This is a genomic window from Amycolatopsis cynarae (genome assembly GCF_026802195.1).
Taxonomy (GTDB): Bacteria; Actinomycetota; Actinomycetes; order Mycobacteriales; family Pseudonocardiaceae; genus Amycolatopsis_E; species Amycolatopsis_E rhizosphaerae.
In genome coordinates this window covers 6,515,268-6,540,946 of the sequence record NZ_CP113836.1, presented here as the reverse complement: position 1 = coordinate 6,540,946, position 25,679 = coordinate 6,515,268, and the positions used below count along the sequence as shown (strand labels likewise).

Below are 25,679 nucleotides of genomic sequence, written 5' to 3'. Positions count from 1 at the left end.
TGAAACGCACAAAGGCCCCCAGGGTCGGGTTCTGTGTCCGGTGTTGTTGCCGAAGAAGACGTGCTGTGGGGCGGAAAGGTTCTGCCTGGCCGGTCACGTTCTTGTTGCGGTGACCGGCGTCTCGGCGCTCTCGCCGCGGACAGCCGGAAGTGGTGGGATGGTCACCATGCGATACATCATCATCGGGGCCGGGGCGGTCGGGTCGACGGTGGCGGCGCAGCTGCACGTCGCCGGGATCCGCACGGTGCTCATCGCACGCGGAAAGCACGCCGCCGCGATCCGTGACGGTGGCCTGCGGTACCTGCGCCCGAGCGGCGAACAGGTCGTTGCGGTGCCGGTCGCCTCCGGTGCCGTCGAGGTCGACCTCGCGGCCGACGATGTGCTGGTGCTCGCGACGAAGACGCAGAACACCGAGGAGGTTCTCCAGGAGTGGGCCTGGCGCCCGGCGGGCGAGGGCCTGGCCGCCGACCTGCCCGTGGTGAGTCTGCAGAACGGTCTCGAGAACGAACGAGCGGCACTCCGCCGGTTTCGTACCGTCTTCGGGGCCGCAGTGTGGCAGCCGTCGACCTTTCTCGAGCCCGGGGAGGTGAGTGCCGAAGGGGCGGAGAAGCCGGGCATTTTCTGGTTGGGCCGGTATCCCGGTGGTGAAGACCCCAGGCTCGAAGCGATCGCCGAGGATTTCCGCCGGGCGGACTTCGTGGTTCAGGTGGTGCCCGATCTTCCGCGCTGGAAGGCCGGCAAGCTGCTCGCCAACCTCACCAACGCGGTGAATGCGCTGTACGGGCGGAACGACCGGATCACGGGCGAACTCCAGGCGGAGGCGCGGCGCGTGTTCCAGGCGGCGGGGATGACTGCGGCCGATCTCGCGGTTGAGTCCGAAGTGGATATTGCGGCCGTCGAGGTGGCCGAGATACCGGGACGGGCTCGTGGCGGCAGCTCGACCTGGCAGAGCCTGGCGCGGGGTGCCGGTTCGGTGGAGACCGACTTTCTCAACGGGGAGATCGTGTTGCTCGGGCGGTTGCACGGGGTGCCGACCCCGCTCAACGAGGCGGTGCAGCGTCGGCTGGCGATCGCCGCGAACCACGGTGAGGCGCCGGGCAGCGCGGACCCCGCGGAGCTGCCGCAAACCGTACCGCCGGTCCTGATCAGCGCCGAGGAGCTCGCCCGGCAACTGGACTCGGAGAATCCGCCGGTGTTGCTGGACGTGCGCTGGAAGCTCGGCGACCCGAATGGCCACCAGCACTACCTGGAGGGGCATCTGCCAGGTGCGGTCTACGTCGATCTCCATACCGAACTGGCCGCGCCACCGGTGCCGGCCGAGGGCAGGCACCCCCTGCCGGATCTGGAGGCCCTGCAGGCGGCTGCCCGGCGCTGGGGCGTGCGCGAAGGAGTGCCGGTGGTGGCCTACGACGCCACAGGAAACATGGCGGCGGCGCGGGCGTGGTGGCTGCTGCGGTGGGCCGGGCTGTCCGAGGTGCGGCTGCTCGACGGCGGCCTGGCCGCCTGGGGTGATCGCCCGCTCGAGACCGGCCACGGCCGCACCCCCGAGCCTGGGGATGTGGTGCTGCGGCCGGGCAACCTGCCGGTCCTGACCATCGACGAGGCTGCTGCCTTCCCGGACCATGGACTGCTCCTGGACGCGCGGGCGGCGGAGCGGTACCGCGGCGAGCAGGAGCCGATCGACCCCCGCGCCGGACACATTCCCGGTGCGGTCAGCGCCCCGACCGGGGACAACCTGGCCCCCGACGGCCGTTTCCGGTCCGCCGGTGAGCTTGCGGCCCGTTTCGCCGACCTTGGTGCCACGGACCGCCCGGTCGCGGTCTACTGCGGTTCCGGGGTCACCGCGGCGCACGAAATCGCGGCGCTGGCGGCCGCGGGGATCGAGGCCGCGCTGTACCCGGGTTCGTGGTCGCAGTGGTCGAATCACCCGGACCGTCCGGTCGCGACCGGCCCCGACCCCGCGAGCCCCAACCACTAGGGAGCCGGCGGGAGGAACCGCATTCCGGCAGCGGCCCGGCGGGACGGCCTCGTGACCGTTCCGCCGGAGCCTCCGCTGCTTGCCACCTGCCAGTGCTTCCGGTTGGCTGACTTCGACGACCCCTTGCGCGATTTCGTCAGGAGGCCGGGCTGCCCGCCGTCACCTTCTCGCTCACCCGGGCTTGCCACCCGCCGGCGCTCGGTACAACCTTCCTCAGGATCGCGTAGACGATCGCCGAGGCCACCAATCCCACGTAGTACGCCAGATCCGCTCCGTGCAGGGCCGAAGCGACCGGACCGGTGAAGATGCTCGTGTTCATGAACGGCACGGCGGCAGCGCATCCCACCAGGAAGGCTACGAGTGCGGGCCATCCCGCTTGGCGGGTCGCGACTTCCGCCAGGACGTCGAATTCACGCCGCCGCGGCCGCCTGGCCCACCAGTCGATCGCCACGACACCGACGAACGGCGGGACCCAGTAGCCGATCACCAGCAGCACATCCTCGAACTTCGAGCTGAGGTTGCCGCTGTGCATCCACAGGATGAGTCCGAACGCGATCACCGTGACGACCACGGCGGACACCGGTCGCCGCAGCCGCACGCCGATCGTCTGCAGGGCCAGGGAGCCGCTGTAGTCGTTCATCGCGTTCGAGGAGACCGCTGTCAGGGCGATCACCAGGAGTGCGATGCTGCCCAGCAGTCCGCCGCCGAGCAGGGTACTGATACCTGCCGTGGTCTGGTCGGTCAGCGTCTGCCCGGCCGCGAGCCCGAGCGCTTCGCCCCACGCGAAGGACAGCGTCAGTCCCAGCAGCGTGTACACGAAAGCCCGTGGCCGAGAAGTCGTCGACGGAAGGTATCGGCTGAAGTCCGACGCGTAGCTCGCCCACGAGATGGACAGGCTGAGTGCGATGGTGCTGAACAGCAGGAACGCACCCATGAGTTCCCCACCGGAAACGGTGTTGTGTACGGCGATCGTGTGCCCGGTCAGAAGTTTGGCCGTGAGCACGACGAAGAACACGCCGATGATCGCGGTCATCACCGCCTGCACCCGGTGGATCACTTCGTAGCCGAGGATGCCGACCGCGCACTGCAGGAGTAGTACGACGGCCACCGCCAGCCAGAACGGCATGCCTACCAGTTTGGCCAGCGCCTCACCGCCGAACAGGCCGACCAGTGCATCCCAGGCGATCGAGTTCAACCACTGCACCAGACCCGGAAGCACCACACTGCGGCGGAACGGGAGGCGGGCCAGCGGGAGCTGAGCGGTACCGGTCTTGGGCCCCCAGGTGGCGAGGTAAGCCACCGGGATGGCACCGAGGATCGTACCGGCCAGCAGTGCAACGAGCCCCGTGCCGAACCCGAGGCCGAGTCCGGCGCCGAGGGTGCCGGAGAAGACCGCGGTCATTGTCAGGTTCGGGGCGAAGAACACCGTGAGCAGGCGGATCGGCCGTCCGAATCGGTTGGCGGCGGGTACCGGTGTGATCCCGTGTGTCTCGATAGCAAGATCGCCCGCCCGCGCGGGCATCCGGCCGCCGAACACCTCTGCGGTCAGCGAAGTCCTGTCCATGGACAGTACCGTCTCACACTGTTGGGCGAGGAAGGACAATCTTCCTTATTGGTCACGTCGGATGCTCACGGGACCACCTGCTGTGATGTCGGACCTTCACGACGGCGGATGCGAGTGGTGTCACAACTGCGCGGGTCATCACGATGATCAACTCCAGACTGTTCATGGACGAAGAGGGGCCGGTTCCCGGGATTCGGGGCCGGCGAGCGGATGTTCGGCCGACTCGCTCGGTCGTCATCGAGGCTACCGCAGTATCGAACGACGTTTCGAACACCTTCGGGTGATCCTCTGATGACCTGTTCCCCAAGATCTGTCTTTTGGGAGATGGTCTCGAGGGGCTTGCGTCCGGCAGGCTGAGGCGGGACGCGGCAACACGGCCGATCGGCGGTCGATCGGCCGGTCTCGCCGTCCACGGCAAAGGAGGAACGATGTGGAGACTGCAACGGCTCGGAGGCTCGTACGGCCCACCCGGGTGGCGGGGCACCGCGTACGGTTGCGTGCCGGCGTGGCCGGTATGGCATCGGGGGCGGGTTCCCGACCGCTCTCGCGCGGATGGGTCGCACTCGCCGTCTGGGCCACCGCGGTCGTGGTCGTCCTCGGGCTTCCCGAGGTGCCCGCCCTCACCAGCCTGTCCGCCATAGCCGCGCTCGTGGTGTCCACCGCGAGTTCTCTCGGCGGGCCGCGGTCACATCGGACGTTCATGATTGGAGCTTCCTTCTCGGCCGCACTGTCCCTTGTGGATACCGGAACACGTCGAGATCCCGTCAGTCCCGATTGGGCTCCGTGGATGCTCGTCGAGATCGGCTTTCTGCTGCTCCTGCTGGTCCAGGTGGTCCGAAGGCTCCCGCTTTCCCGTGCGTGGCCGGTCGGGGTCTCGGTGTTCGTCGCGGTCACCCTGATTCCGATGCGGTTCTTACCGGCCTTCCCGACGTTTCCTCCGTTGCTGGAAATCGCCGGATTCTGCTGCGGGACGGCGTTTTTGGCGGGCTGCGCCCTGTCGGTGGGGATTTACCTGCGCTGGCTTGACGAAACCGCGGTGCGGGCCGTGCGATGGGCGCGACGCGAGCAACGCAGGCAGCTCGAACGGGATGTCCACGACTGGCTGGCCCACGAGGTGACCGCAATAGTGCTGGAAGCGCAGGCCGCCCAGCTGTCCGAGTGCGTCGGCGGCGAGGCGGGTACCGCATTGAGACGGATCGAAGAGGCCGGTGTCCGGGCACTGGAGTCGATGGACCGGGCGATCCGGCTTCTTCGCCGCGAGAACGGGCTCAGCGGCGAGATGGGCGAGGGGTGCCTGCGCGGTTTTCGTGAGTTGCCGGAACTGATCGCACGATTCGACCGGGTCGGCTCCACCCGCGCCGAACTGTTCCTGGAGGAGGGGGTGGAGGCACGGCCCGAGATCGAGGACGTGGGCTATCGGGTGGTGCTGGAGTCCTTGACGAACGTTCGCAGACACGCCGCCACGGCCACCCGTCTGCTGGTCGCCGTGCGGCAGGAGGGAGCGGCCGTGATGCTGACGGTGACCGATGACGGGCGGCCCGGGCGGAGCGCCTCCGTCTTCAGGCGGCGAAACGGTGGTGCCGGGCTGGCGAGTCTGGCCGAGCGTGTCCACGCTCTCGGGGGCGCCTTCCGGGCCGGGCCGGGCGAGGCAGGAGGCTGGCGAGTCCAGGCGGTACTTCCGCTGGACGGCGGATGAGGCGACAGGCCGCCTCGACCGCATCCGGTATCCGTGGGAGGCGGGTGTGAGCGGGATCAGAATCCTGCTGGCGGACGACCAGGCGATGGTGCGGCGAAATCTGCGACGAATCCTGGAATCGCAGGCTGACCTGAGTGTCGTGGGCGAGGCATCCGACGGGGACAGCGCGATCGACCAGGCCCGTCGGCTGCGGCCCGACGTGGTCCTGGCGGACATTCGCATGCCGGGCCGGGACGGTCTCGCCGTGACCCGGGAACTGGCCGGGCCCGCGGTGGCCGATCCCCTCCGGGTCGTGGTGGTCACCACCTTCGACCTCGACGAGTACGTCTACACCGCGGTGCGCAACGGAGCCTGCGGTTTCCTGCTCAAACGATCGGGGGCTTCGCTGCTGATCGAAGGTGTCCGGGCCGCGGTCGCCGGGGACATGCTCATCAGTCCTCAGGTCACGCTGCAGCTGTTCCGGCGCCTCGCGCCGCGTCGGGCGCCGCGCGATGCCGCGCTACCGCTCACCGAACGCGAACTCGCGGTCGCACGGCTGGTCGCGGAGGCGAGAACGAACGGGGAAATCGCCGAGAAGCTCTGCATCTCGGCGGGAACCGTGAAGACGCATCTGGTCAATATCCAGCGAAAGCTGAAGACAAGGAATCGCGTGGCGATCGCAGCGTGGGTGTGGGAAACCGGCGAGAGTGGAACATGAGTACGTCACTCATCGACGAAGATCAACTGGGTGGTGCTCCGGTCACGCTGTGCTTGATCCGCCACAACAAGCATCACCCATAAGTGTTATCTTTTCGCGGGATCGGGGAAAGTGAGAGGCTTTCAGCCTTGGGGTACCCATCGTCCTGGTAGCTTCGGCCGCGCCTTGAGTTTTGCCGGATGTGCGGTCGGGTGATAGCCGATCGGCGGTGAGGTGGACGAAGCCGGCCAATCGGTGGGCGATGGAGGATTTCTGATGGCGTTGGTGCGCACGATGCTGCGCAGCGGGTCCGGTGACATCGTGACGGCGATCAAGCTCGCCGACCGGACGGGCATCGTTGCGGCCAGCGCGCCGCCGACTTCCCCGGAGCCGGTCGGTTCAGCCGGTCCGCTCGTGAGCGAGTTGGCTCCGGTGCCGGTAGTCCCCGAAAGGGACTTCGATGCGCCCGGTCCATCGGCGACACGGCGGCTGCGGCGCAACCTGCTGTTCGCCTGCGCGGCGGCGCTGTTCCTGATCGTCGGGTGGATCGGCGGAGGAACCTTCGGGCACCACGACGGCGACCCCGCGCCCGCCGTGGCGACCGGAGCGGTCACCGGCAAGGAACCGGCGGACGAACCGACCCAGGTCAGTGTGCCGCCGACGGCCACACGGACGTTGGCCCAGCCGACTCCGACCGGCACACCGAGCAGTGACGGCGCCGACAACCGCAAGGAGACGAGCGCTCCGGCCAAGCGCGTGGCCCACAAGACCTCACCGTCCGGACCGGCCACCACCAGCCCATCCCGAGTGGATCTGCTGGACCGGGCGGCGGCCACGATGCCAGACCCGATGTCGGCCGTGGCACAGCAGTTCCAGCAGATGGTGGGCTCCTGGGTCGACCTGGCCAACTGGGGCTACGGCCCCGTCTCGGGTTACGGTCCCGAGTTTGTTTACGGGGTCGAGCAGCCGCGATTCGGTCACCGCTGAGCCGCAAGCGCTTCCGCGTATCACGAGTGGATGGCGTTGATGGCCCAGGCGACGACCAGGAGCGCGAGGATCAGCGAGATCGACGACTGCAGCATCATGGTCACCTTCGCCCACCGTCGCAGGGGCATCACGTCGGTCGGGCTGAACGCCGTCGCGTTCGTGAACGAGAGGTACAGATAGTCGGCGTAGGCGGGTTTCCAACCCTTCGGCGCGAACTCCGGGCTGCTCATCTGCGGGAACATGAAATCCGGGTATTCGGCCGTGCCGGTGGCCCGCTGACCCGGCCCACCGCGGTCGAACTCCCAGTACCACAGCGAAAACACGACGATGTTGGTCCAGTACACGATCGCCGCGCTCACCAGGATCGACGCAGGGCGATCGGTGATGGACGCGGAGATGATCCCCTCGACGAGCTGCACCGCGGAGGCACCGTTGGTCACGCTGACCGCCGCCACCAGGGACAGGGCGACGCCCCGGTCCAGCCGGGTGCGCTGATCCACCCGGCCGGGATTGATCAGCATCAGCGCCACCACCAGCAGCCCGGACACGGCAGGCAGGAGCCAGCCCGGGCGCAACACCAGCTCGTTGGGCAGGAGCAACTGAAGGACCAGGGTGCTGACGACGACCGTGACGGCGAGCCACCGGTGTTCACCCCGGGACGGGGCTCGCCAAGCCGGCGGCGGTTCCTCCTCCGAAGAATTCACCCCCAGACGGTAACGGCCGACCATGAAGCAGCCGGCCGTGATGTGACGGGTCGGGTCAGACGTTCGTGATCTCGGCGATGAAGGCGTCGACGTCGAAGTAGCTGTCCTCCGCGCCGATCGGAACGACCTCGGCGGAGGCGTCGAGAAAGCGCTCGACATCCTCGCGCTCCATTTCCACGAGCGCGTAGCCGTCCGGGGATTCGATCTCGAGGATCAGCAGGTCCTCGTCCGTGGCGAGGTCCGGGCGGACCCGCACGTCGCCGATTCCCGCAGGTTCGGACAGACCGGTCACCAGCAGTTCGCGGGCGAAGGTCCACTCCACCCAGCGTCCCCGTTCGGTGCGGAACGCGAGGTTGACGGCGAACGGCTCGCTGCCCACATAGGACAGTCGCGACAGGACGGGGGCAGGGGATCCGTTCAGGGTGACGAACTGGTTCTGGTTGACGGCATCGGTGTTCACGTGCCACTCCTCGCGGTCAGGGTTCACGGGGCGCGAACGATCGGACAGCCAGGAGATGGCATTCGGTGGCGATGATGATGCACGGGGTCCCACATTCACGCGATCCGGTGTAAAAGTGTCCTGCCTGTAACATGCGGAGAGTGGCCTGGTCAGCCGCCGGTCAGGGGAATGCTGAGACCGACCTTCACCCGGTCCATCACCACGCTGGTGGTGAAGTGCCGGACCTCCTCATTTTCGAAGAAGGTCCGCCGGGTGAACGCTTCGAACGCCGTCATGTCCCGGCAGGTGACGAGCAGCATGAAGTCCGCCGAGCCGGTGACGTAGTAGCACTGCTGGACCGCCGGATCGGCCAGCACCTGCTTGCGGAAGGCGTCCAGCACGTCGATCCGTTCGCGCTCCATTTCGACGCTCACGACGAAGGTCATGTCCACCCCGACCGCCTTCGGGTCGATCACGGCGACCTCTCGGCTGATCACCCCGGCCTCCCGTAGCCGCTTGATGCGACGCTGTACCGCCGCGGCCGACAGGCCCACCTGGGCGCCGATGGATTCGGCGATGGTCCGGGAGTCCTCCTGCAGTCGGCTGAGAATGGCGAGGTCGAGCTGGTCGAGGTCGGCGGCGGGCACTCTCGCATGGTAGCCAAGAATGCGCGTTCTCCAGGGGGGTTCAGGCCGGTGCGGTGAACCGGGTGCGATGGATTTCACCAGGGGCGGCGAACCGCAGGAGGTCCGCTCCGGCGCTGTCGAGGGCCGCGAGGTCCGGCTTGGGGATGCGGCCGTGCAACTCGACGTCGAGGGTGGCGGTACCCCGTTCCCGTTCAATGCGCCACCTGCCGCGGACGAAGCCGTCGACCAGAACAGTGCCGGGGATGACTGCGTTCGGCGTCGTCAGCACTTGCCTCCTCATCTGCTCCGAGAGGACGCGGCCGCGGTCCGCGTGGGCAAGCAGGAGGTTGTCGTATTCGGCGATGAACCTGGGCGGGGCCGGTGTTTCGGGATCGGGCCGGGGCGCCTCGGGGAGGTCGAACAGCTCGCGGCCCTGCTCGTTGTGGAACACGAGCAGGCGGGTCCGGAGCCGTTCCACGACTTCGCCGAGCCGGGTGAGCCCGCTCCAGGCCTGGATGTCGGCGACCGACGCGGGACCGAAGGCGGCGAGGTAGCGCAAAACCATCTCCTCCAGGGAAGTCTTGGCGTCGAGCGGGCGGTCGAGCCAGTCCTCGGCGGTCGCGTAGGTCGGTTTCCCGCTGCGTCCCCAGACCGCGCGCGGCGGTATCTGGACCAGCGGCAGCAGGCCTCGGGCGGCGTGCGACAGCGACGCCGGGGGCCGGTCGGGCCAGCGGCGGGCGAGCAGCGTGCCGAGTTGGACGCCGGTGCGCGGCTCTTCGGCCAGCAGCCGTCGCGCTTCGGCGGACAGCTCCTCGAGGTCCATTCCGGCCAGGGAGCGTGCGTGGGAGGTGTTGGTCCGCAGGTCGCGGTCCATGATCGGCTGGACGAGCGGGCGCAGCCGCAGGCAGTCGTCGGCGGTGACCAGATGCACCGTGCCCCGCATGAGCACGATGCGCACCACCGACCGGTCCAGCAGCAGCCGGGCCAGGTCGTCAGGGGAGAACTCGTGCAGCCGCGACCAGAGGCCGAAGTACGGCGGGAACGGCGCCTGCGCCTGCAGCCCGGCGAGCTGGTGGACGGCCTCCAGCGGGGACAGCTTCACCCGCTGGAGCAGGAACTGCCGCGCGAGCAGGGCGCGGTTCAGCGCACGGGTGCCGAGAACCTTCATGATCGAAGCGTACGGCCGATAGCGGACGGATTATGGCCGCTATTCCATGGCGCACTCCCTCTATCGGGTAGGGCATGGTGACCTGGAACACAACTGACCGGTCTACCCAGGGGTAGCCCCTACAACCGTTGCATGACCAACGGGCACTCGGCTGTCGTTGCGGGCCTTGGCGCCTGGCTGCCGCCGCGAATAGTGAGCAACGACGAGCTTTCCGAGCGGCTGGACACCTCGGACGAGTGGATCCGGACCCGGACCGGCATCCGTGAGCGGCGCATCGCCGATCCGGATACGTCCACAGTGGACATGGCCGTGCACGCGGGTGGCAATGCCCTGCGCAGTGCGGGATCCGACGTGGTGGACGCGCTCGTGCTGGCCACCGCCACGCCCGACCACCTGTGCCCGGCCAGCGCGCCGCAGGTCGCGGCCGCGCTGGGGCTGAGCGGGATACCGGCCTTCGACGTGAACGCGGTGTGCAGTGGTTTCGTCTACGCACTGGCCACCGCGGGCGGGCTCATCGCAGGCGGTACCGCCGAGCGGGTCCTGGTGATCGGGGCGGACGCGTTCAGCCGCTACTGCGATCCGGCGGACCGCAGCACCGTGCCGATCTTCGGCGACGGGGCCGGTGCCGTGGTGCTGCGTGCCGGTTCGGCCGAGGAGCCGGGAGCGCTCGGCCCGTTCGACCTGCACAGCCAGGGCGAGCTGGCGGACCTGCTGATCGTGCCCGCGGGCGGGGCCAAGCGGCGGGCCTCGGACGATCCGCACGACCACTACGTCACGATGCAGGGGACCACGGTATTCCGGCATGCCTGCGCACGCATGGCGGAGTCGGCGAAGGCGGTGCTCGAGCGCGCCGGACTCGAGGTCGGTGAGGTGGACCGGTTCGTGGGGCACCAGGCGAACCTGCGCATCCTGCTGGCCACGGCCAAGCAGCTCAGCCTGCCCGAGGATCGGGTCGTCGTGAACATCGGCCACACCGGAAACACCAGCGCGGCGTCGATCCCGCTCGCGCTCGCCGACGCGTGTGCCGACGGGAGCCTGCTGCCGGGGCACCGGGTGCTGCTCACCGCGTTCGGCGCCGGGCTGACCTGGGGTTCCACGGTGCTGACCTGGCCCGACGTCAAACCCGGCCAGGCCGATTGACCGGGCCGATTCACCCAGGTCCGGTGCCGTCAAGGCCGAGCCGCGCCGGGTGGTCCGCCGTCGCACTTCCCCAAGCCGTCCAGGTGATGGTGGGGGCGCTGCGCCCCCGCAGGCGGAGCTTGCGATGCGCCGACCAGTGCTCCCGTTCGGTCGGTGAGCACGCTTCGAGTACCGCGTCGCTGGCCAGGATCCGTCCCGGCACCTTCTTGGCGTGCTCGGTGAGGCGTGCCGCTTCGTTGACCGCATCGCCGATGACGGTGTATTCGAGGCGGCTGCGGGTGCCGAGCTGGCCGGCGAACACGGGGCCGCACGCCACCCCGATGCCGAGGTCGAGCTCGCCGGCTTCGCGGACCGCGTCCCGGATCTCCCTGGCGGCGGACAGCGCGGCGGTCGTCGGATCGGCGAGTCGTGTGGGGGCGCCGAAAACGCAGAGCGCGGCGTCGCCCTGGAACTTGTTGACCAGGCCGCCACGGGCGTCCACCGCGGCGACCACGCAGGCGAACAGCCGGTTGAGCTTGCCGACCAGTTCCTCGGGAGGCATCCGGTAGGCGAGCGCGGTGGAGTCGACGACATCGACGAACAGGGCCGTGGCCTCCCGCACGTCGCCGGAGAGCGACGCCCCGTGTTCGAGGGCGTGGCGCGCCACGTCGTTGCCGACGTGGCGGCCGAACAGGTCTCGCATCCGATCCCGCTCGCGCAGCCCGGCGACCATGCTGTTCACCGAAACCTGCAGTTGCCCGATCTCGCTGACGTCGTCGACCTGGACCTCGATGTCGGTACGGCCCTTGGCCACCTCGCCGACCGCGAGCCGAAGCCGGTCGAGCGGGGCCGCGACGGCACGGGCCAGCAGTGCGGTGCCGAACGCGCCAGTGCCGAGACCGACGACGGCGAGCACGATAAGGCTGCCCGCGTTGTCGGCGCGGCCGAGGTTCGGCGGGGCGGCGAGGATGAGCACGCCGAGCAGCGGGACGCCGCTGGCAACGCCCCAGGTCAGCACGAGCCGGGCCAGCACGCTGACCGAAGGGCCGTCCTGCGGCGGGTTCACCTCGAGCGCCATGATCAGGATCGGACGGCTCACCCACTCCGTGGCCAGGTACATCAGTCCGACGGTGAGCAGCCCGCCGAGGCCGACGGTCAGGGCCACGCCGATGCTGTCGGGCCACGAGGCGAGGAGCGGCGTGATCCCACCGAGCACGATCGTGCCGCCGAGCCACAGCGATCCGCTGACCAGTGCCATGTGCCGGGGCAGGCGCAGGGCGCGTTCGGCCTCGGCCGGTGTCGGTCGTCGGCCGACGGCGAACCAGACCGCGGTACGGCGGTGCAGCACCACCATCCACAGCGAGCCGACCCCGAGCGAGAACGCGACGTAGGCCGCGGCGCAGAGCACGAAGACCCAGTTGCGGTCACCGAAGTCGGAGGGGAGGCCTTCGAGGACGAGCAGCAGGGAGACAGCGCCGGCGCCGAGCACACTGGACCCGACACCCAGCAGCACGAAGCCGAGTGCGGTGCGCAGCACCACCCGGAACCTCGCCAGTCGAGCGGCTCTACGCACCCGGTGATGGTATTCCGTGCCGGAAGGATTCCGGTGCGGATTCCGCCGGATCCCTCAGGACGCGCGGCGGCGCGACGGCCGGGCCGCGCGCACCGCTTTCTCCAGTTCGGCGCGGGACATCTTCGACCGGCCCTTGACGTCGAGCTCACGGGCCATGCGGTCGAGTTCCGCCTTGCTGAGCTCGCGCGGATCGGGGGCCTTGGCCTTCCTGGTGGCCTTCTTCGCCGTCTTCTCGTTCTTCCCGCGAGCGCTCCTGCTGCTCTCCACGCTGCGGGAGAGGGCCTCGAACAGGTCGACGACCTTGGTGGGCTCCGGGGGCGCCGCCTCGACGCTGACCGTCCGGCCCGCCTTCTTGTCCTCGATCAGTTTGAGCAGCCGCTCGGTGTAGGTGTCGTGGTACTCCTCGGGGTGCCATTCCTCGGCCATCGACTCGATCAGGGTGATCGCCATGTCGATTTCCCTGTTCCGGGCCTCCTGCCGCTCCGGCAGTTTGCTCAACTCCTTCACCGGGTCGCGGATGTCCTCGGCGAACAGCAGCGTGTCGAGTTCGAGCACGCCGTGACCGGCGCGGATGGCGGCGATGTGCTCCTTGCCGCGCATCACGAAGTGGGCCAGACCCGCCTTGCCGCTGCGGCCCATCGCCTCCAGCAGCAGCTCGTACGCGTGCGCGAACTCTTCCTTCGCCGGCGCGAGCCAGTAGCTCTTCTCGAAGAAGATCGGATCGATGCCGGCGAGATCCACGAACCCCTCGATGTCGATGGCGCGGGACCGGCCGGGCGCGATCTCGTCGAGTTCGTCCTGCTCGACGAGAACGTACTCGCCGTCGCCGAGGTCATAGCCCTTGACGATCTCGTCGTAGTCGACTTCCTTCCCGGTGCGTTCGTTCACCCGCCGGTAGCGGATGCGGTCGGCGGTGCCGCGTTCGAACTGCCGGAAGTGCACCGCGTGGTCCTCGGTCGCGCTGTACAGCTCGACGGGCACGGTGACGAGGCCGAAGTTGATCGAGCCGCTCCAGATCGCTCTCGCCATCGCCCTCTCCCTGGCCTGTCCCTGTCCACTGTGGACCTTACGGTTGTTCGCGGACCACTTCCCGGGCCGCCTTGTCGTCGCGCAGCCCGGTGAAGCGCGGATGGCGGAGCCTGCCGTCGTTCGTCCATTCCGAGAACCGGACCGCGACCACGAGCCGCGGCTCCACCCAGCGCGGATCCCGTTCCGGCACCGGTTCGCCGAACGGGGAACTGTCGCGCAGCAGAGCGCCGAGCGTGCCGGACAGCTCGCGCAGAGTCGACTCGCGGTAGCCCGTGCCGACCTTCCCGGCGTAGCGCAGGACGCCGTGGTCGTAGTACCCGACGAGCAGCGCACCGAAGCCGCTGCGGGAACCGCCGGGCTTGGTGAAGCCGCCGACCACGAATTCCTGGTCCTTGACGCATTTGAACTTGAGCCAGTCGCCGGACCGCCCGCCGCGGTACGGCGAGTCCGCCCGCTTGGCGATCACCCCCTCCCAGCCGTGGGAGCACGCGTAGTCGAACAGTTCCTGGCCCTCGGTGTCGCGGTGGACGCTGTAACGCAGCGGGTCGCCCCAGTCGAAAGCCTTGCGCAGCAACTGTTTTCGTTGGCGCAACGGCAGGATGGTGGCATCGGCGTGGTCGTAGACCAGCAGATCGAACAGGTAGTAGAACACCTCGACGCCGGTGGCCCTGATCCGCAGCCGGTTGGTGAGGTGGATGCGGGGCTGGAGCTTGGCGAAGCTGGTCTGCCCGTCGGCGAAGGCGACGATTTCGCCGTCCACGACGAAATGGGAGCCGCCTCGTTCGGCGAGCGCTTCGACGATCTCGGGGTAGGACTCGCTGATGACGTTGTGGTTGCGCGACCACAGGGTCGGGGCACCGCCCGCCCGGGAACAGATCGCGCGCACCCCGTCGAGCTTGCGTTCGAAGAGCCAGCCCGGGTCGGAGAAGGTCCGCTGGGTGAGCGTCGCGAGCATGGGCTCCCGCCAGCCGGGCCGCGTCTCCATGATCACCTGATACCCCGCTCTCACTGCTCGAAACGGCGGTAGGCCGCGCTAGCGGGGGTCGGCGTCGTCCTGCTCGGTGAGGCCTTCGCGGAGCCGCTCCAGGGTGCGGGCGAGTAGCCGGGACACGTGCATCTGGGACACGCCGATCCGCTCCGCGATCTGGGTCTGCGTCATGTTGTGCACGAACCGCAGCCCCAGGATCTTGCGTTCCCGCTCGGGCAGTTCCTGGATCAGCGGCAGCAGCGCTTCGTGGTTTTCCACCCCTTCCAGCGCGGCGTCCTCCTCACCCAGCGTGTCGCCCAGCGCGAGGTTCTCGGTGTCCCCGGACAGCACTTCGTCCAGCGACATCGAGTGGTAGGCGTTGCCCGCCTCCAGGCCCTCGAGCACCTCGTCCTGCGTGATGCCGAGGTGCGTGGCGATCTCGCTGGGGGTCGGGGCCCGCCCGAGCCGCTGCGCGAGTTCGGTGTTCGCGCTGGAGATCGACAGGTGCAGCTCCTTGAGCCGCCGCGGGACCCGCACCAGCCAGCCGGTGTCCCGGAAGTGCCGCCGCACCTCGCCCATCACGGTCGGCACCGCGAAGGACAGGAAGTCCGAGCCCCGGGTGGGGTCGAACCGGTCCACGGCGTTGATCAGCCCGACCGTGGCCACCTGGACCAGGTCTTCCTTGGCCACGCCGCGGCCGGAGAAGCGCTGGGCGATGTGCTCGGCCAGCGGCAGGTGCCCGGTCACCAGCTCGTCCCGGAGCTCGGCCCGCCGGGGATCGTTTTCGTCGAGGGCGGCGAGCTCATCGAACAGCGGGCTGAGGTGCTCGTACTCGTTCGACGACGTGGGCTGTGCTGGTTCGGCTCGGGAGCCGGTCACGCGCCCGCCCCTGGCGAATCCGCCACCATGCGCCGCTTGGCGAGTTCGATGTCCACCTGGTGACCCTGATGACCGTTCGAAGTGACGTGGGTGTCGACCGAGTCGGTCAACGTGGTCAGCACGCGCCACCCGAAAGACTTCGTGCTGGGCGCACTGTCGGTCGTGGAGTGCACCGATCCGGTGAACCGCAACTCCTCGTCGGTCACCGTGAACCGGCACCGCATGGTGCTGCCCGGGACGGCCCGGGTGATCAGCGTCGAGCAGGCCTCGTCGACCGCCAGCCGGAGATCGGCGATGGCGTCGAGGTCGAAGTCGGCCCGGGTGGCGACGGTCGCCACCACGGAGCGCACGATCGGCAGGTGTACCAGGTCGGCGCCGAGCCAGAGTTCGATGTCGTTGTGCGCGTGCAGGGGCGGGGGTTCCCAGTCGGCCACTTTCACCTCGCCGTAGTCCGAATACTGCCTGCGCACCATGATGCCTCTAACGGGTTACCTTTGCCCGGTGTCGTCTCCGGGCGACAGCTTTGTGTAGTTGCGGTCGGCAAGACCGGCCTCGTCACCGGTGCCGCAGGATCGCACCGAAACCCTCGGTGAGATCACTGTCCACTCCGACGAGGTCCGCGCCGACGGCGATCGCCGCCACCGGCACCGCTTCGTCCGCGCGGCGCTGGTGCGCCTGGGCCGCGCCGAGCGCGCTCAGCTCGGCCTCGGTGACCGCGATCTGGGTGGGCACGACCCCGGTCCAGACCATTTCGTCACCTGGATCGCTGATCAACAGCGTCTCCACGTTGCCCTCGACGAGCGCGGCGGTCACGCCCTCGAGTCCCTGCACGGCCAGCCCGTCCGGGCGGCCCATCTCCGTCCGGAAGCGGTCGAGCACCGCCTCCAGCCGGCGCTGTTTCGTCGCGGAAACCAGACCGTCCACCACGTCGGCATGGGTGACCTCCTGCGTGATCCCTCGCAGTCGCTCGGGCAGCGCCTCGTGCACCGCCCGGCGACCCTGGATCTCGCCGACCAGCAGGATCATCTCGGCCTCGGTGCACTCGGCCAGCCGAGTGATTTCCTCGGCGATCTCGGTCACGTTGCGTCGGATGGTCTCCTCGGTGTGTTCCCGGATGCTGTACTGCGCCCAGCCGCCTCCGCGGGTCCGGTGTACCGGGTGGTCCTGGGTGCTGACCGCCTCGGCCCCGATCTCGCGGCCGTGCTCGTCGAACGCCGTGACCCTGGCATTGACCTGATCGACCATCGCGACCACATGCTTGAGCCCCGGTTCGGCGTAACGCGTGAGCGGGAGCAGGTACGGAAGATCGGAAACGCGGGTGAGCGGGGCCGCGGGCGGCTCCGTCAGCCGCTCGTCCACCACGACCGAGCCGCCCGTGGCCAGCAGCGCGCGCCCGCTCCGCCCGGACGGATGCGGTCCCTTACGCACCGCGTTCTCGATCGCGTGCACGGACGCGTCCGGGGCATGCAGGGCACGCAGCTGCTCGCACAGGTCGCGCAGCTTCAGTTCGAGCTGTTTCGCGGCGTCCTCGGTGTCGTGCGAGTCCTCGAAGTAGACGGACGTGAACGGGCCCGGGGCGGTCACCAAGGGTCGCAACATCGTCGTCTGCATGTAACCGGGATACCCACTGGTAGTAAATACGAAACGTGCTGTTCGATGGGGGCATGGTTGTGCGATTCAAGGACGTGCTCACCGGTGGCCGCGGCGTGTCCGCCCGATGAGTTGGTGGCACGCGCTGCTCATCCTGCTCGCCGGGGTCTGGGCCGGGACGATCAACGCGGTCGTCGGCTCGGGCACCCTGGTCACCTTCCCGACGCTGGTGGCGCTCGGCTACCCGCCGCTGACGGCCACCACCTCGAACGCGATCGGGCTGGCGCCCGGCACGATCAGCGGGGCCATCGGCTACCGCCACGAGCTCGCCGGACAGGGGCGGCGGCTGGTCCGCTACAGCGTGCCGTCGTTGTTCGGCGCGCTCGGCGGCACCGCGCTGCTGCTGTCATTGCCGCCGAACGCCTTCGAAGCGGTGGTTCCGGTGCTGGTCGGCATCGCGGTGGTGCTGGTGATCGTGCAGCCCCGCGTCGCGGTGTGGGTGGCACGGCGCCGGGAACGCCATCCGGACGCCCCGGCCCACGGCGGGCCGCTGCTGATGGCGCTGATCTTCCTGATCGGCGTGTACGGCGGCTACTTCACCGCCGCGCAGGGCGTCATGATGATGGCGGTGATGGGCATGCTGCTCACCGATTCGCTGCAGCGGCTCAACGGCATCAAGAACGTGCTCGCCGCCGTGGTCAACGTGGTGGCGGGCACGGTCTACGCGTTCGTGGCGCCGATCAGCTGGCCGGTGGTCGGGCTGCTCGCCGTCGGCTCAACCGTGGGCGGGCAGCTCGGCGCCAGGATCGGCAGGCGCCTGCCCCCGGCCGCGCTGCGCGCCGTGATCGTGGTCGTCGGTCTGGCGGCGATCGTTCAGCTCGTCCTGCGGTAGCTGCGCGCGGCGTGTAGGAAGAGGTCGTTCTCCTCCGGGTGGCTGATCGTCACGCGCACGCCGTCACCGGCGAAGGCCCGCACCACGACCTTGTTGGCCAGTGCGTGCTCGGCGAAGTCCATCGCCCGTTCGCCCAGCGGCAGCCAGACGAAGTTCGCCTGGGTCTCGGGCACCTCGTACCCGGCCTCGATCAGCTCGGTGCGCACGCGGTCGCGTTCGGTCACGAGCGTCCGGCACCGGGCGAACAGTTCGTCCTCGGCGTCGAGGGAGGCCATCGCGGCGATCTGCGCGAGCGTGTTCACGCTGAAGGGCACGTACACCTTTCGCACCGCCTCGGCGACCGCCGCCGGACCGGCGAAGTAGCCCACCCTCAGCCCGGCGAGCCCGTACGCCTTCGAGAAGGTGCGCAGGACGGCGACGTTGTCGCGGCCGCGCACGTAGTCCATGCCGTCCGGCACGTCCGCGTCGGTGACGAACTCCCGGTACGCCTCGTCGAGGACGACGAGCACGTTCGAAGGCACGGCGTCCAGGAACCGTTCCAGTTCTTCGCGTCGCACCGCGGTGCCGGTCGGGTTGTTCGGGTTGCAGACGAAGACGACGCGGGTCTTCGGGGTGACCGCGGCGGCCATCGCGGTCAGGTCGTGCCGGTGCCCGGCGTCGAGCGGCACGGTGACCGGTACCGCGGAGGCGATCTGGCTGACGATCGGGTAGGACTCGAAGGAGCGCCAGGCGAACAGCACCTCGTCGCCGGGCGCGCACATCGCCTGCACCAGTTGCTGGCACAGCGCGACCGAGCCGCAGCCCACCGACACCTGCTCGCTGGGCAACGACAGCTTTTCGGCCAGCCGCCGCGCCAGCTTCCCCACGCTGATGTCCGGGTAGCGGTTGATGTCGGCGGTCGCTTCCGCGATCGCCTTGGCGACGCTCGGCAGCGGGCCCCCGGGCGTTTCGTTGCTGGACAGCTTCACCGCGCCCGGCACGGTTTTCCCGGCGACATAGCTGGGCAGCGAATGAAGATCGGCACGGGGCTGCACGGGCATTGCTTGCTCCTTCTGGGGGAAAAGCTGCTGTAGTCACGTTAACGTGTGGCCTCAGTGACACGGAAAGTTGACTTCTGTTCACTCCCGGATGGTTGAGTAGAGGGATGACCCAGACGCACACGGAGCACTACCAGCGTGAGGACGGCCGCGCGATCGAACTGACCTACGCCGAACCCGACAACGTGGTTCGCGGTGGGCTGGTCGTGCTACACGAGGCGGACCGGGTCACCGACGGTGTGCGACTGCTGATCGCGAGCCTGGCCGCCGAGGGCTGGCTCGCGGCCGCGCCGCGGATCGAGGGCGAAGCGGTACGGGAGCAGGTGCTGGCCGCGACGGACATCACCCTCGCCTGGCTCGTGGACCGCGGGGTGCCCGCCGATCTGCTCGGGGTGGTCGGATTCGACCTGGGCGGCACGGCGGCACTGATGGTGGCCGCGGACCGCATGCTCGGCGCGGCCGTGAGCGTCGGTGGCCAGGGCGGCAAGGAACTGGCCGCGCTGACGGAGATCGCGAGCCGGCTGACCAGTCCGTGGCTCGGCATCTTCGGTGACGCGGGCGACGAATCGGCGGCGGCCGAGGTGGAGCTCCTGCGGGAGGCCGCGGCGAAGTCCGGCGCGGTGACGAACGTGGTGCGCTATCCGGGTGCCAACCACCGCTTCGACGCGGATCCGAAGGCCGCGGTCGAAGCGTGGCAGCGCACCTTGAGTTGGTTCGACGCGCACCTCCGCTGACGTACCCTCAGCCTGTGACCGATGCCACTCAATCCCCCGCTGTCACTGACATCCCCGAGGTTCTCTGGCGTCCCACCCCGGAACAGGTCGACCGGTCGCGGATTCGCGCCTTCCGCGAATGGCTGCGCACCGAGCGCGGTGTCGCTGTTTCCGACTACGACGAGCTGTGGCGGTTCTCGGTAGGCGATCCCACCGGTTTCTGGGGCGGGGTCGCCGAGTTTCTCGGTGTGCGGTGGCATGCCCGGGCCAGCGACGTGCTCGCCGACGCGAGCATGCCGGGCGCGAAGTGGTTTCCCGGGGCCACGCTGAACTACGCCGAGCACGCGTTGAGCGGCGGGGTGGCCGGAGCCGCCAAGGGCGACGACGAACTCGCCGTGATCTTCGCGCGTGAGGACGGCGCCGGTGGCGAGCTCACCTTCGGGCAGTTGCGGGCCCGGGTCGCCGCGGCCCGCGCCGCGCTGGCCGGACTGGGGGTGGGCAAGGGAGACCGCGTGGTCGCGCTCGCGCCGAACTGCCCGGAGACGCTGATCGCCTTCCTGGCCTCGGCGAGCCTCGGCGCCATCTGGTCGTCCTGCTCCCCCGACTTCGGGGTGCGGGCGGTGGCGGACCGGTTCGCCCAGATCGAGCCGAAGGTGCTCGTCGCGGTCAACGGGTATGTCTACAATGGACGAAGGTTCGACGTCCGGCCGACGATCGACCGGCTGCGCGGCGAAATCCCGTCCCTCACCGCGACCGTACTCGTCGACTACGTGGACGGCGGCGGGCTCGATGGGGCCCTGTCCTGGGACGCGCTGCTGGACGCGCACCAGGGCTCGGAACTAGCGTTCGAGCCGGTGCCCTTCGACCACCCGCTGTGGGTGCTCTACTCGTCCGGAACCACCGGCCTGCCCAAGGGGATCGTGCAGGGGCACGGCGGGATCGTGCTGGAGCATCTGAAGGCCCTGTCGCTGCAGATGGATCTCGGCCCCGGTTCGGTGTTCTTCTGGTTCACCACCACCGGCTGGATGATGTGGAACTTCCTCATCGCGGGCCTGCTGGTCGGCGCCACGGTCGTGCTGTTCGACGGCAGCCCGGGGCATCCCGATCTCGATGCGCTGTGGCGGCTGGCGGAACGGCTTCGCATCACCTACTTCGGCACCTCGGCGCCGTTCATCCAGAGCTGCCTGAAGGCGCACCTCGAGCCGGGCGCCCGGTACGACCTGTCGGCGCTGAAGGCGATCGGGTCGACCGGGGCTCCACTGTCCGTCGAAGGATTCCGGTGGATCGCCGAGAAGATCGGTCCGGAGGTGCAGATCTGCTCGGTGTCGGGCGGCACCGACCTGTGCGCCGCGTTCGTCGGCTCCGCCCCAGACGTCCCGGTGTGGCTCGGGGAACTGTCCTGCCGGGCGCTGGGTGCGGCCGTGTGCGCGTACGACGAGGACGGCAACGAGGTGGTCGAGGAGGTCGGGGAACTCGTGGTGACCCGGCCGATGCCGTCCATGCCGGTGTTCTTTTGGAACGATCCCGACGGTTCGCGGCTGCGGGCGGCGTACTTCGAGTACTACCCGGGCAAATGGCGGCACGGGGACTGGATCAGGATCACCACGCGCGGCTCCGCGGTGATCTACGGCCGTAGCGACTCCACCCTCAACCGGGGCGGGGTGCGCATGGGGACCGCCGAGTTCTACCGGGTGGTCGAGGGTTTCGAAGAGATCGCGGACTCGCTGGTGATTGACACCTCCGGCGCCGGGAATACCGACGGTGAGCTGCTGTGTTTCGTGGTGATGGCGCCCGGCGCGATCTTGGCCGAGGTGGAGCAGGCAGTGCGCGAGGAACTGCGGGCGGTCCTGTCGCCGCGGCATGTGCCGGACCGGTTCGTCGAGGTGGCTGAAGTGCCCCGGACCCTGAACGGTAAGAAGTGCGAGGTTCCGGTGAAGAAGATCCTGGCCGGAATGGCGCCCGAACGGGCGGTGAGCCGGGATGCACTGGCCAATCCGGATGCGCTGCGGCCGTTCGTCGAACTGGCCGGGGGGAGATGAGGGGGCGAACGGTTGGTGGGGAGGGCGTTGACAGGGGAGAAGCAGGAACCGGCCCTCTGGCGGCTGTCCGGCACGGCCGCGGTGACCGCGATCACCTGGGTGACCAGGCTGGTGGGGCTGATCGCGGTGGTGTCCGTCGTGCTGCCCGCGGGGCGCAGGGGGCTGCGGGGTCACGTCGCCGAGTGGCTGGAGCTGCCGCAGGAGGCGACCACCGCGGCGGCGGCCGTGGTGCTGGTCACCGGTGTGCTGTTGATGATGCTCGCCGCCGGGCTTCGCCGCCGGAAGCAGCGGGCGTGGCAACTGGCTCTGGCGGCGAGCCTGCTGCTGGCGCTGTCGCACCTGGGGCTGCGGCACATCGTCGGTGCGGGGCTGGTGTCGGTGGCGCTGGCGGTGACGTTGATCGCGAACCGGCGGTACTTCATCGCCCTGCCGGATCCGGTGACCGGGCGGTGGCGGGCGGTACGGGTGTTCGTGCAACTCGCCGTCGCCGGCGTTGTGATCAACTTCGCCTTGCTGTCGGTCGCGCCACACAGCGTGGTGGAGCCGATGTCCTTCCAGGACCGGCTCTCCGACGCGGCGCTGGCACTGGCGGGGATCAGCGGCCCCGCCGTGTTCCGTGTCACATGGATGGACGACCTGACCACTTCGGTGGGTCTGCTGTTCGGTCTCGGCGCGGTGCTGCTCGCGGCGTACTTCCTGCTGCGCTCGGCGGAACCGGCCCCGCACCTCTCGGTGGGGGAGAAGGACCGGCTGGCGCAACTGCTGGCCGAACACGGGGACCGGGACTCGCTGGGCTACTTCGCGTTGCGGGACGACAAGTTCGTCGTGTTCTCGAAGACGGGGAAGGCCGCCGTCACCTACCGGGTGATAGCCGGGGCCGCGGTGGCCTCGGCGGACCCGCTGGGCGACAGCGAGGCCTGGCCCGGAGGTATCGAGGAGTTTCTGGCCGTGTGCCGACGGCACGGCTGGGTGCCCGCCGCCATGGGCTGCTCCGAACTGGGTGCGACCGTGTGGGCGCGATACGGGCTGGACGTGCTGGAGATCGGCGACGAGGCCGTGGTGGACGCGGACACCTTCACCCTGGACGGGCGGGTCATGCGGGGCGTGCGGCAGGCCGTGTCGCGCACCAAACGGGCCGGCTACACGGTACGGGTGCAGCGGGCCGAGGACCTGGCCGCGGGTGAGCTCGCCGAGCTGGGGGCCCTGGCCGCGAACTGGCGTAGCAGCGACACCGAACGGGGCTTCTCCATGGCGCTGGGCCGCCTGGGAGACCCCGGCTCGATCCTGGTGACGGCCGAGCAGAACGGACGGATCCGAGGGCTGCTGCAGTTCGTGCCGTGGGGCAAGGAGGGGCTGTCCCTGGACGTCATGCGCCGGGACCGCAGCGCGGACAACGGCGTGAACGAGCTGATGATCTCCGAACTGCTGCTCGTCGCGGGCGAGTTCGGGGTGAGATATGTCTCCCTGAACTTCGCCGCCTTCCGGAAACTCATCGAACAGGGCCGCCGCATAGGCGCCGGCCCGGTCGCCCGGATGTCGGCGAAGGTGCTGGGCTGGATGTCCCGCTGGATCCAGATCGAGACCCTCTACCGGTTCAACGCGAAGTTCCAGCCCCGCTGGGTGCCCCGGTACCTCGTCTACCCGGGCGTCCGCGAACTCCCGCGCGTCGGCATCGCCGTCTTCGAGGCCGAGGGCCTTGGCGGGCGTTCCCGCTGGTTGATGCGCCTGCTGCACCGATGAGGGGGTGCTTTGCCGGGGTCAAAAGGGGATGTGTACTCTATCCAAGCAGTGGTCGTTGATCGGGAGGCTTCGCCTAGTCTGGTCTATGGCGCCGCACTGCTAATGCGGTTGGGGGTAACCCCCCCTCCCGGGTTCAAATCCCGGAGCCTCCGCTCAGCGCCGGTTCGCCGGATGCTAAGTTAATAACTGAACAAGCGCCCGTAGCTCAACGGATAGAGCATCTGACTACGGATCAGAAGGTTAGGGGTTCGAATCCCTTCGGGCGCACGTCTGGTTGAGACAGCAATACGGAGAACCCCCTGGTGACAGGGGGTTCTCTGCTTTTCCCGGGTGATCATGGCCGTACGGCCGTCCGAGATCAACACCACACTTTTCCCACACTTTATTCGCCGATCACTCGCAGCAGCTCGGCCGCCTTGGGGCTTGCCTGCTTCCGTTCGAAGTAGGTGTCGAGGGTCATACTCACCCGCTTGTGGCCGAGCTGGTCCGCGATTTCCCGGACCGTGGAGGCCAGCCAGGTGCGGCCTCGGCTATGCGGGCTGGACGGAGCTGCGAAGCCTGGCGATGCGGTGCAGGACGGCCTCCCGGTTCTTCGCCGACTTGAGCCACCTCGGCAGCTTCGCGGTCATCGTCATCCGACGGTGCCGGGCGGTATCGAGATCAGGCTGTGACCGCAGCCGGAGGCGAGCGGAGACGAACGCTTCCAGGTAGTCCAGGTGCCGTTGGTTGTAGGCCCAGAGCACATGTCCACGGCAGTCGGTCTGCAGCCACAAGGGGAGCCGGAAAAAGGGATCACGAACCGTCCCGCGCAGCTCGGGACGGTACAACACGTTGGGGAGCGCCCCAGGGCCAGCCAGACGTTTGTCAGAGGCATAGCCGCAAGCGGTACAGACGAGCCGTCGTAGGCTCGAACCCTGGCCATGCCGTGGGAGGTGCACCACCTTGGCGCAGCCATCGCAACGGGGGCAATGCACCAGTACCTCATCGGCCGTCGAGACGAAGTCCCAGCTTGTCCACCGCTGGTCCCGAAACCTGTGCAGGCCTGGGTTGGAGGCAGAACCCACGTCAAGATCTTCGCCGCCCTGAGGCCAGCCATCAAAACATTTCCTGCGGAGGAGCCTCAGCGCAAGCCGGCTTTGGGGCAAGCTGTTGTCCTGTGATCGCTGACCACCACCGGGACCAAACTGCTCGGCCTGATCAAGCATCTGTCGATCTGGGAGGCCAGGTACTTCGGCGAGGTCTTCTCGCGGCCGTTCCCCGAACCCCTGCCCGAGCGCGGCACCGACATGTGGGCGACCGAGCACGAGACACGCACCCAGATCATCGACCGCTACCGGCGCGTGTGGGAACACTCCGATGCGACGATCACCGGCCTCGATCTCGGCGCCCCCGGCCGCGTGCCGTGGTGGCCTGAACCCGAGGTGACCCTGTTCAAGATCCTCATCCACGTTCTCCCGAGACCAGCCGCCACGCCGGACATGCCGACATCCTGCGCGAACAGCTCGACGGCGCGACGGGAGTCGACGCGGAAACGATCACCGCCGTCACCCCGACCGAGCACACTCCAGGAAACCCAATCCGTGCAGCTCAAACAGTGAAAGGAAGTTTTCCCGTGCCCATCGAGCACGAAGCCAAGGTGCTTGACATCGACCCGGCCGCCACGGCCGCACGCATCCTGGCCAGGGGCGGGCGGCAGATCGGCGAGCCGAAGCTCATGCGGCGCTACGTCTACGACATCGTCCCCGGAAACGACGCGAAGTGGATTCGGCTCCGGGACACGGGCACCGAAACCACCCTGTGCGTCAAGGAAGTTCGCAGCGACGCCATCGACGGCACATACGAGACCGAGGTGACCGTCGACGACTTCGCCGCCACGAACGAGCTGCTGGGGTTGCTCGGCTTCACACCGAGGTCGTACCAGGAGAACCGCCGCACCAGCTTCACCCTGGACGGGGCGCAGTTGGAGATCGATGAATGGCCCAGGATTCCGCCCTACCTGGAAATCGAGGCAGGTACCACCGCCGACGTCATCCGGGTCGCCCAGTTGCTCGGGTTCGCCGAAGACCAGTTGACCAGCGAGAACACGCTCAAGGTCTACACCCGGTACGGGATCGACCTCGCGGGCATCGCCGAACTCCGCTTCAGCGAGTAATCGATCTGACCGGCGTGGTGCCATCCTGGGCATCGGCGCCACGTCTCATCACCCCGAGCGTGGATGCTCCTCTTCCGGCTCGCCCCGTCTCCGAGGTGTCGGAATCCGCGC

23 protein-coding genes, 2 tRNA genes and 1 pseudogene are annotated in these 25,679 nt (G+C 68.8%); 13 read left to right on the top strand and 13 right to left on the bottom strand.

What is annotated here, in order from left to right; genetic code table 11:
* The first annotated feature begins 166 nt into the window (after positions 1-166).
* Positions 167-1,978: a rhodanese-like domain-containing protein gene (locus ORV05_RS36390; protein ID WP_326938102.1), complete on the top strand. Its 1,812-nt coding sequence runs from the start codon at positions 167-169 to the stop codon at positions 1,976-1,978.
* Between the two features lie 136 nt (positions 1,979-2,114).
* On the opposite strand, the gene ORV05_RS31595 is transcribed toward ORV05_RS36390, so the two are convergent.
* Positions 2,115-3,542: a purine-cytosine permease family protein gene (locus ORV05_RS31595; RefSeq protein ID WP_268755549.1), complete on the bottom strand. Its 1,428-nt coding sequence runs from the start codon at positions 3,540-3,542 to the stop codon at positions 2,115-2,117.
* Positions 3,543-4,329: 787 nt separating this feature from the next.
* Between ORV05_RS31595 and ORV05_RS31590 the strand changes: the two genes are divergently transcribed.
* The 3 genes from ORV05_RS31590 (at position 4,330) to ORV05_RS31580 (ending at position 6,901) form a co-directional block, all read left to right on the top strand.
* Positions 4,330-5,238, top strand: a complete 909-nt coding sequence (locus ORV05_RS31590) for a sensor histidine kinase (RefSeq protein ID WP_268755548.1) — start codon at positions 4,330-4,332, stop codon at positions 5,236-5,238.
* 46 nt (positions 5,239-5,284) lie between these two features.
* Positions 5,285-5,935, top strand: a complete 651-nt coding sequence (locus tag ORV05_RS31585) for a response regulator (RefSeq protein ID WP_268755547.1) — start codon at positions 5,285-5,287, stop codon at positions 5,933-5,935.
* A gap of 255 nt (positions 5,936-6,190) precedes the next feature.
* A complete protein-coding gene (locus ORV05_RS31580) occupies positions 6,191-6,901 on the top strand; it encodes a hypothetical protein (RefSeq protein ID WP_268755546.1) in 711 nt (236 codons plus the stop codon).
* Positions 6,902-6,921: 20 nt separating this feature from the next.
* Here the strand turns inward: ORV05_RS31580 and ORV05_RS31575 are convergent, their stop codons facing one another.
* The 4 genes from ORV05_RS31575 to ORV05_RS31560 form a co-directional block, all read right to left on the bottom strand.
* A complete protein-coding gene (locus tag ORV05_RS31575; RefSeq protein WP_268755545.1) occupies positions 6,922-7,605 on the bottom strand; it encodes a hypothetical protein in 684 nt (227 codons plus the stop codon).
* 55 nt (positions 7,606-7,660) lie between these two features.
* Positions 7,661-8,065, bottom strand: a complete 405-nt coding sequence (locus ORV05_RS31570) for an SsgA family sporulation/cell division regulator (protein WP_268755544.1) — start codon at positions 8,063-8,065, stop codon at positions 7,661-7,663.
* 149 nt (positions 8,066-8,214) lie between these two features.
* Positions 8,215-8,691 carry an Lrp/AsnC family transcriptional regulator gene (locus ORV05_RS31565; protein WP_268755543.1) on the bottom strand — a complete coding sequence of 159 codons (477 nt, stop codon included), beginning with the start codon at positions 8,689-8,691 and terminating at the stop codon, positions 8,215-8,217.
* Positions 8,692-8,731: 40 nt separating this feature from the next.
* Positions 8,732-9,838, bottom strand: a complete 1,107-nt coding sequence (locus ORV05_RS31560) for a winged helix DNA-binding domain-containing protein (protein ID WP_268755542.1) — start codon at positions 9,836-9,838, stop codon at positions 8,732-8,734.
* Between the two features lie 132 nt (positions 9,839-9,970).
* On the opposite strand from ORV05_RS31560, the gene ORV05_RS31555 reads away from it, so the two are divergent.
* Entirely contained in the window at positions 9,971-10,978 is a 1,008-nt protein-coding gene (locus ORV05_RS31555; RefSeq protein ID WP_268755541.1) for a beta-ketoacyl-ACP synthase III, read from the top strand.
* 10 nt (positions 10,979-10,988) lie between these two features.
* Here ORV05_RS31555 and ORV05_RS31550 read toward each other — a convergent pair whose 3' ends face one another.
* The 6 genes from ORV05_RS31550 to ORV05_RS31525 form a co-directional block, all read right to left on the bottom strand.
* Positions 10,989-12,530, bottom strand: coding sequence for an adenylate/guanylate cyclase domain-containing protein (locus ORV05_RS31550; RefSeq protein WP_268755540.1), 1,542 nt, complete (start codon positions 12,528-12,530; stop codon positions 10,989-10,991).
* A 54-nt stretch (positions 12,531-12,584) separates the two neighbouring features.
* Positions 12,585-13,559: a non-homologous end joining protein Ku gene (gene ku, locus ORV05_RS31545; protein ID WP_268755539.1), complete on the bottom strand. Its 975-nt coding sequence runs from the start codon at positions 13,557-13,559 to the stop codon at positions 12,585-12,587.
* Between the two features lie 37 nt (positions 13,560-13,596).
* On the bottom strand, positions 13,597-14,544 hold the full coding sequence (gene ligD / locus ORV05_RS31540; RefSeq protein ID WP_268755538.1) for a non-homologous end-joining DNA ligase: 948 nt from the start codon (positions 14,542-14,544) through the stop codon (positions 13,597-13,599).
* A gap of 48 nt (positions 14,545-14,592) precedes the next feature.
* Positions 14,593-15,405: a SigB/SigF/SigG family RNA polymerase sigma factor gene (locus ORV05_RS31535; RefSeq protein WP_268755537.1), complete on the bottom strand. Its 813-nt coding sequence runs from the start codon at positions 15,403-15,405 to the stop codon at positions 14,593-14,595.
* Positions 15,402-15,878, bottom strand: a complete 477-nt coding sequence (locus tag ORV05_RS31530; RefSeq protein ID WP_186382639.1) for an ATP-binding protein — start codon at positions 15,876-15,878, stop codon at positions 15,402-15,404. Before ORV05_RS31530 ends, ORV05_RS31535 begins: the two co-directional genes overlap by 4 nt.
* An 82-nt stretch (positions 15,879-15,960) precedes the next feature.
* Positions 15,961-17,004 (bottom strand): Rv2629 family ribosome hibernation factor, encoded by a 1,044-nt coding sequence (locus ORV05_RS31525; protein ID WP_268755536.1) that lies wholly within the window; start codon positions 17,002-17,004, stop codon positions 15,961-15,963.
* Between the two features lie 118 nt (positions 17,005-17,122).
* Between ORV05_RS31525 and ORV05_RS31520 the strand changes: the two genes are divergently transcribed.
* A complete protein-coding gene (locus ORV05_RS31520; RefSeq protein ID WP_268755535.1) occupies positions 17,123-17,887 on the top strand; it encodes a sulfite exporter TauE/SafE family protein in 765 nt (254 codons plus the stop codon).
* On the opposite strand, the gene hisC is transcribed toward ORV05_RS31520, so the two are convergent.
* Entirely contained in the window at positions 17,869-18,927 is a 1,059-nt protein-coding gene (gene hisC, locus ORV05_RS31515) for a histidinol-phosphate transaminase (protein ID WP_268755534.1), read from the bottom strand. The two genes, ORV05_RS31520 and hisC, sit on opposite strands and share 19 nt — an antisense overlap.
* 104 nt (positions 18,928-19,031) lie before the next feature.
* On the opposite strand from hisC, the gene ORV05_RS31510 reads away from it, so the two are divergent.
* The 5 genes from ORV05_RS31510 to ORV05_RS31490 all read left to right on the top strand — a co-directional run bounded on the left by ORV05_RS31510 (position 19,032) and on the right by ORV05_RS31490 (position 23,683).
* Positions 19,032-19,658, top strand: coding sequence for a dienelactone hydrolase family protein (locus tag ORV05_RS31510; protein WP_268755533.1), 627 nt, complete (start codon positions 19,032-19,034; stop codon positions 19,656-19,658).
* A 14-nt stretch (positions 19,659-19,672) separates the two neighbouring features.
* Entirely contained in the window at positions 19,673-21,676 is a 2,004-nt protein-coding gene (locus ORV05_RS31505; RefSeq protein ID WP_268755532.1) for an acetoacetate--CoA ligase, read from the top strand.
* A 27-nt stretch (positions 21,677-21,703) separates the two neighbouring features.
* A complete protein-coding gene (locus ORV05_RS31500; protein WP_268755531.1) occupies positions 21,704-23,416 on the top strand; it encodes a phosphatidylglycerol lysyltransferase domain-containing protein in 1,713 nt (570 codons plus the stop codon).
* 62 nt (positions 23,417-23,478) lie between these two features.
* Positions 23,479-23,568 (top strand) — tRNA-Ser (locus ORV05_RS31495).
* A 42-nt stretch (positions 23,569-23,610) separates the two neighbouring features.
* Positions 23,611-23,683: transfer RNA gene (locus ORV05_RS31490), tRNA-Arg, on the top strand.
* Positions 23,684-23,946: 263 nt separating this feature from the next.
* Here the strand turns inward: ORV05_RS31490 and ORV05_RS31485 are convergent.
* Positions 23,947-24,159 carry a hypothetical protein gene (locus ORV05_RS31485; RefSeq protein WP_268755530.1) on the bottom strand — a complete coding sequence of 71 codons (213 nt, stop codon included), beginning with the start codon at positions 24,157-24,159 and terminating at the stop codon, positions 23,947-23,949.
* A 420-nt stretch (positions 24,160-24,579) separates the two neighbouring features.
* Here ORV05_RS31485 and ORV05_RS31480 point away from each other — a divergent pair.
* Both ORV05_RS31480 and ORV05_RS31475 read left to right on the top strand, forming a co-directional pair.
* Positions 24,580-24,944, top strand: a pseudogene (locus ORV05_RS31480) (DinB family protein); the annotation flags it as partial.
* An 84-nt stretch (positions 24,945-25,028) separates the two neighbouring features.
* Positions 25,029-25,568 (top strand): class IV adenylate cyclase, encoded by a 540-nt coding sequence (locus ORV05_RS31475; protein WP_268759986.1) that lies wholly within the window; start codon positions 25,029-25,031, stop codon positions 25,566-25,568.
* Positions 25,569-25,679: the final 111 nt, after the last annotated feature.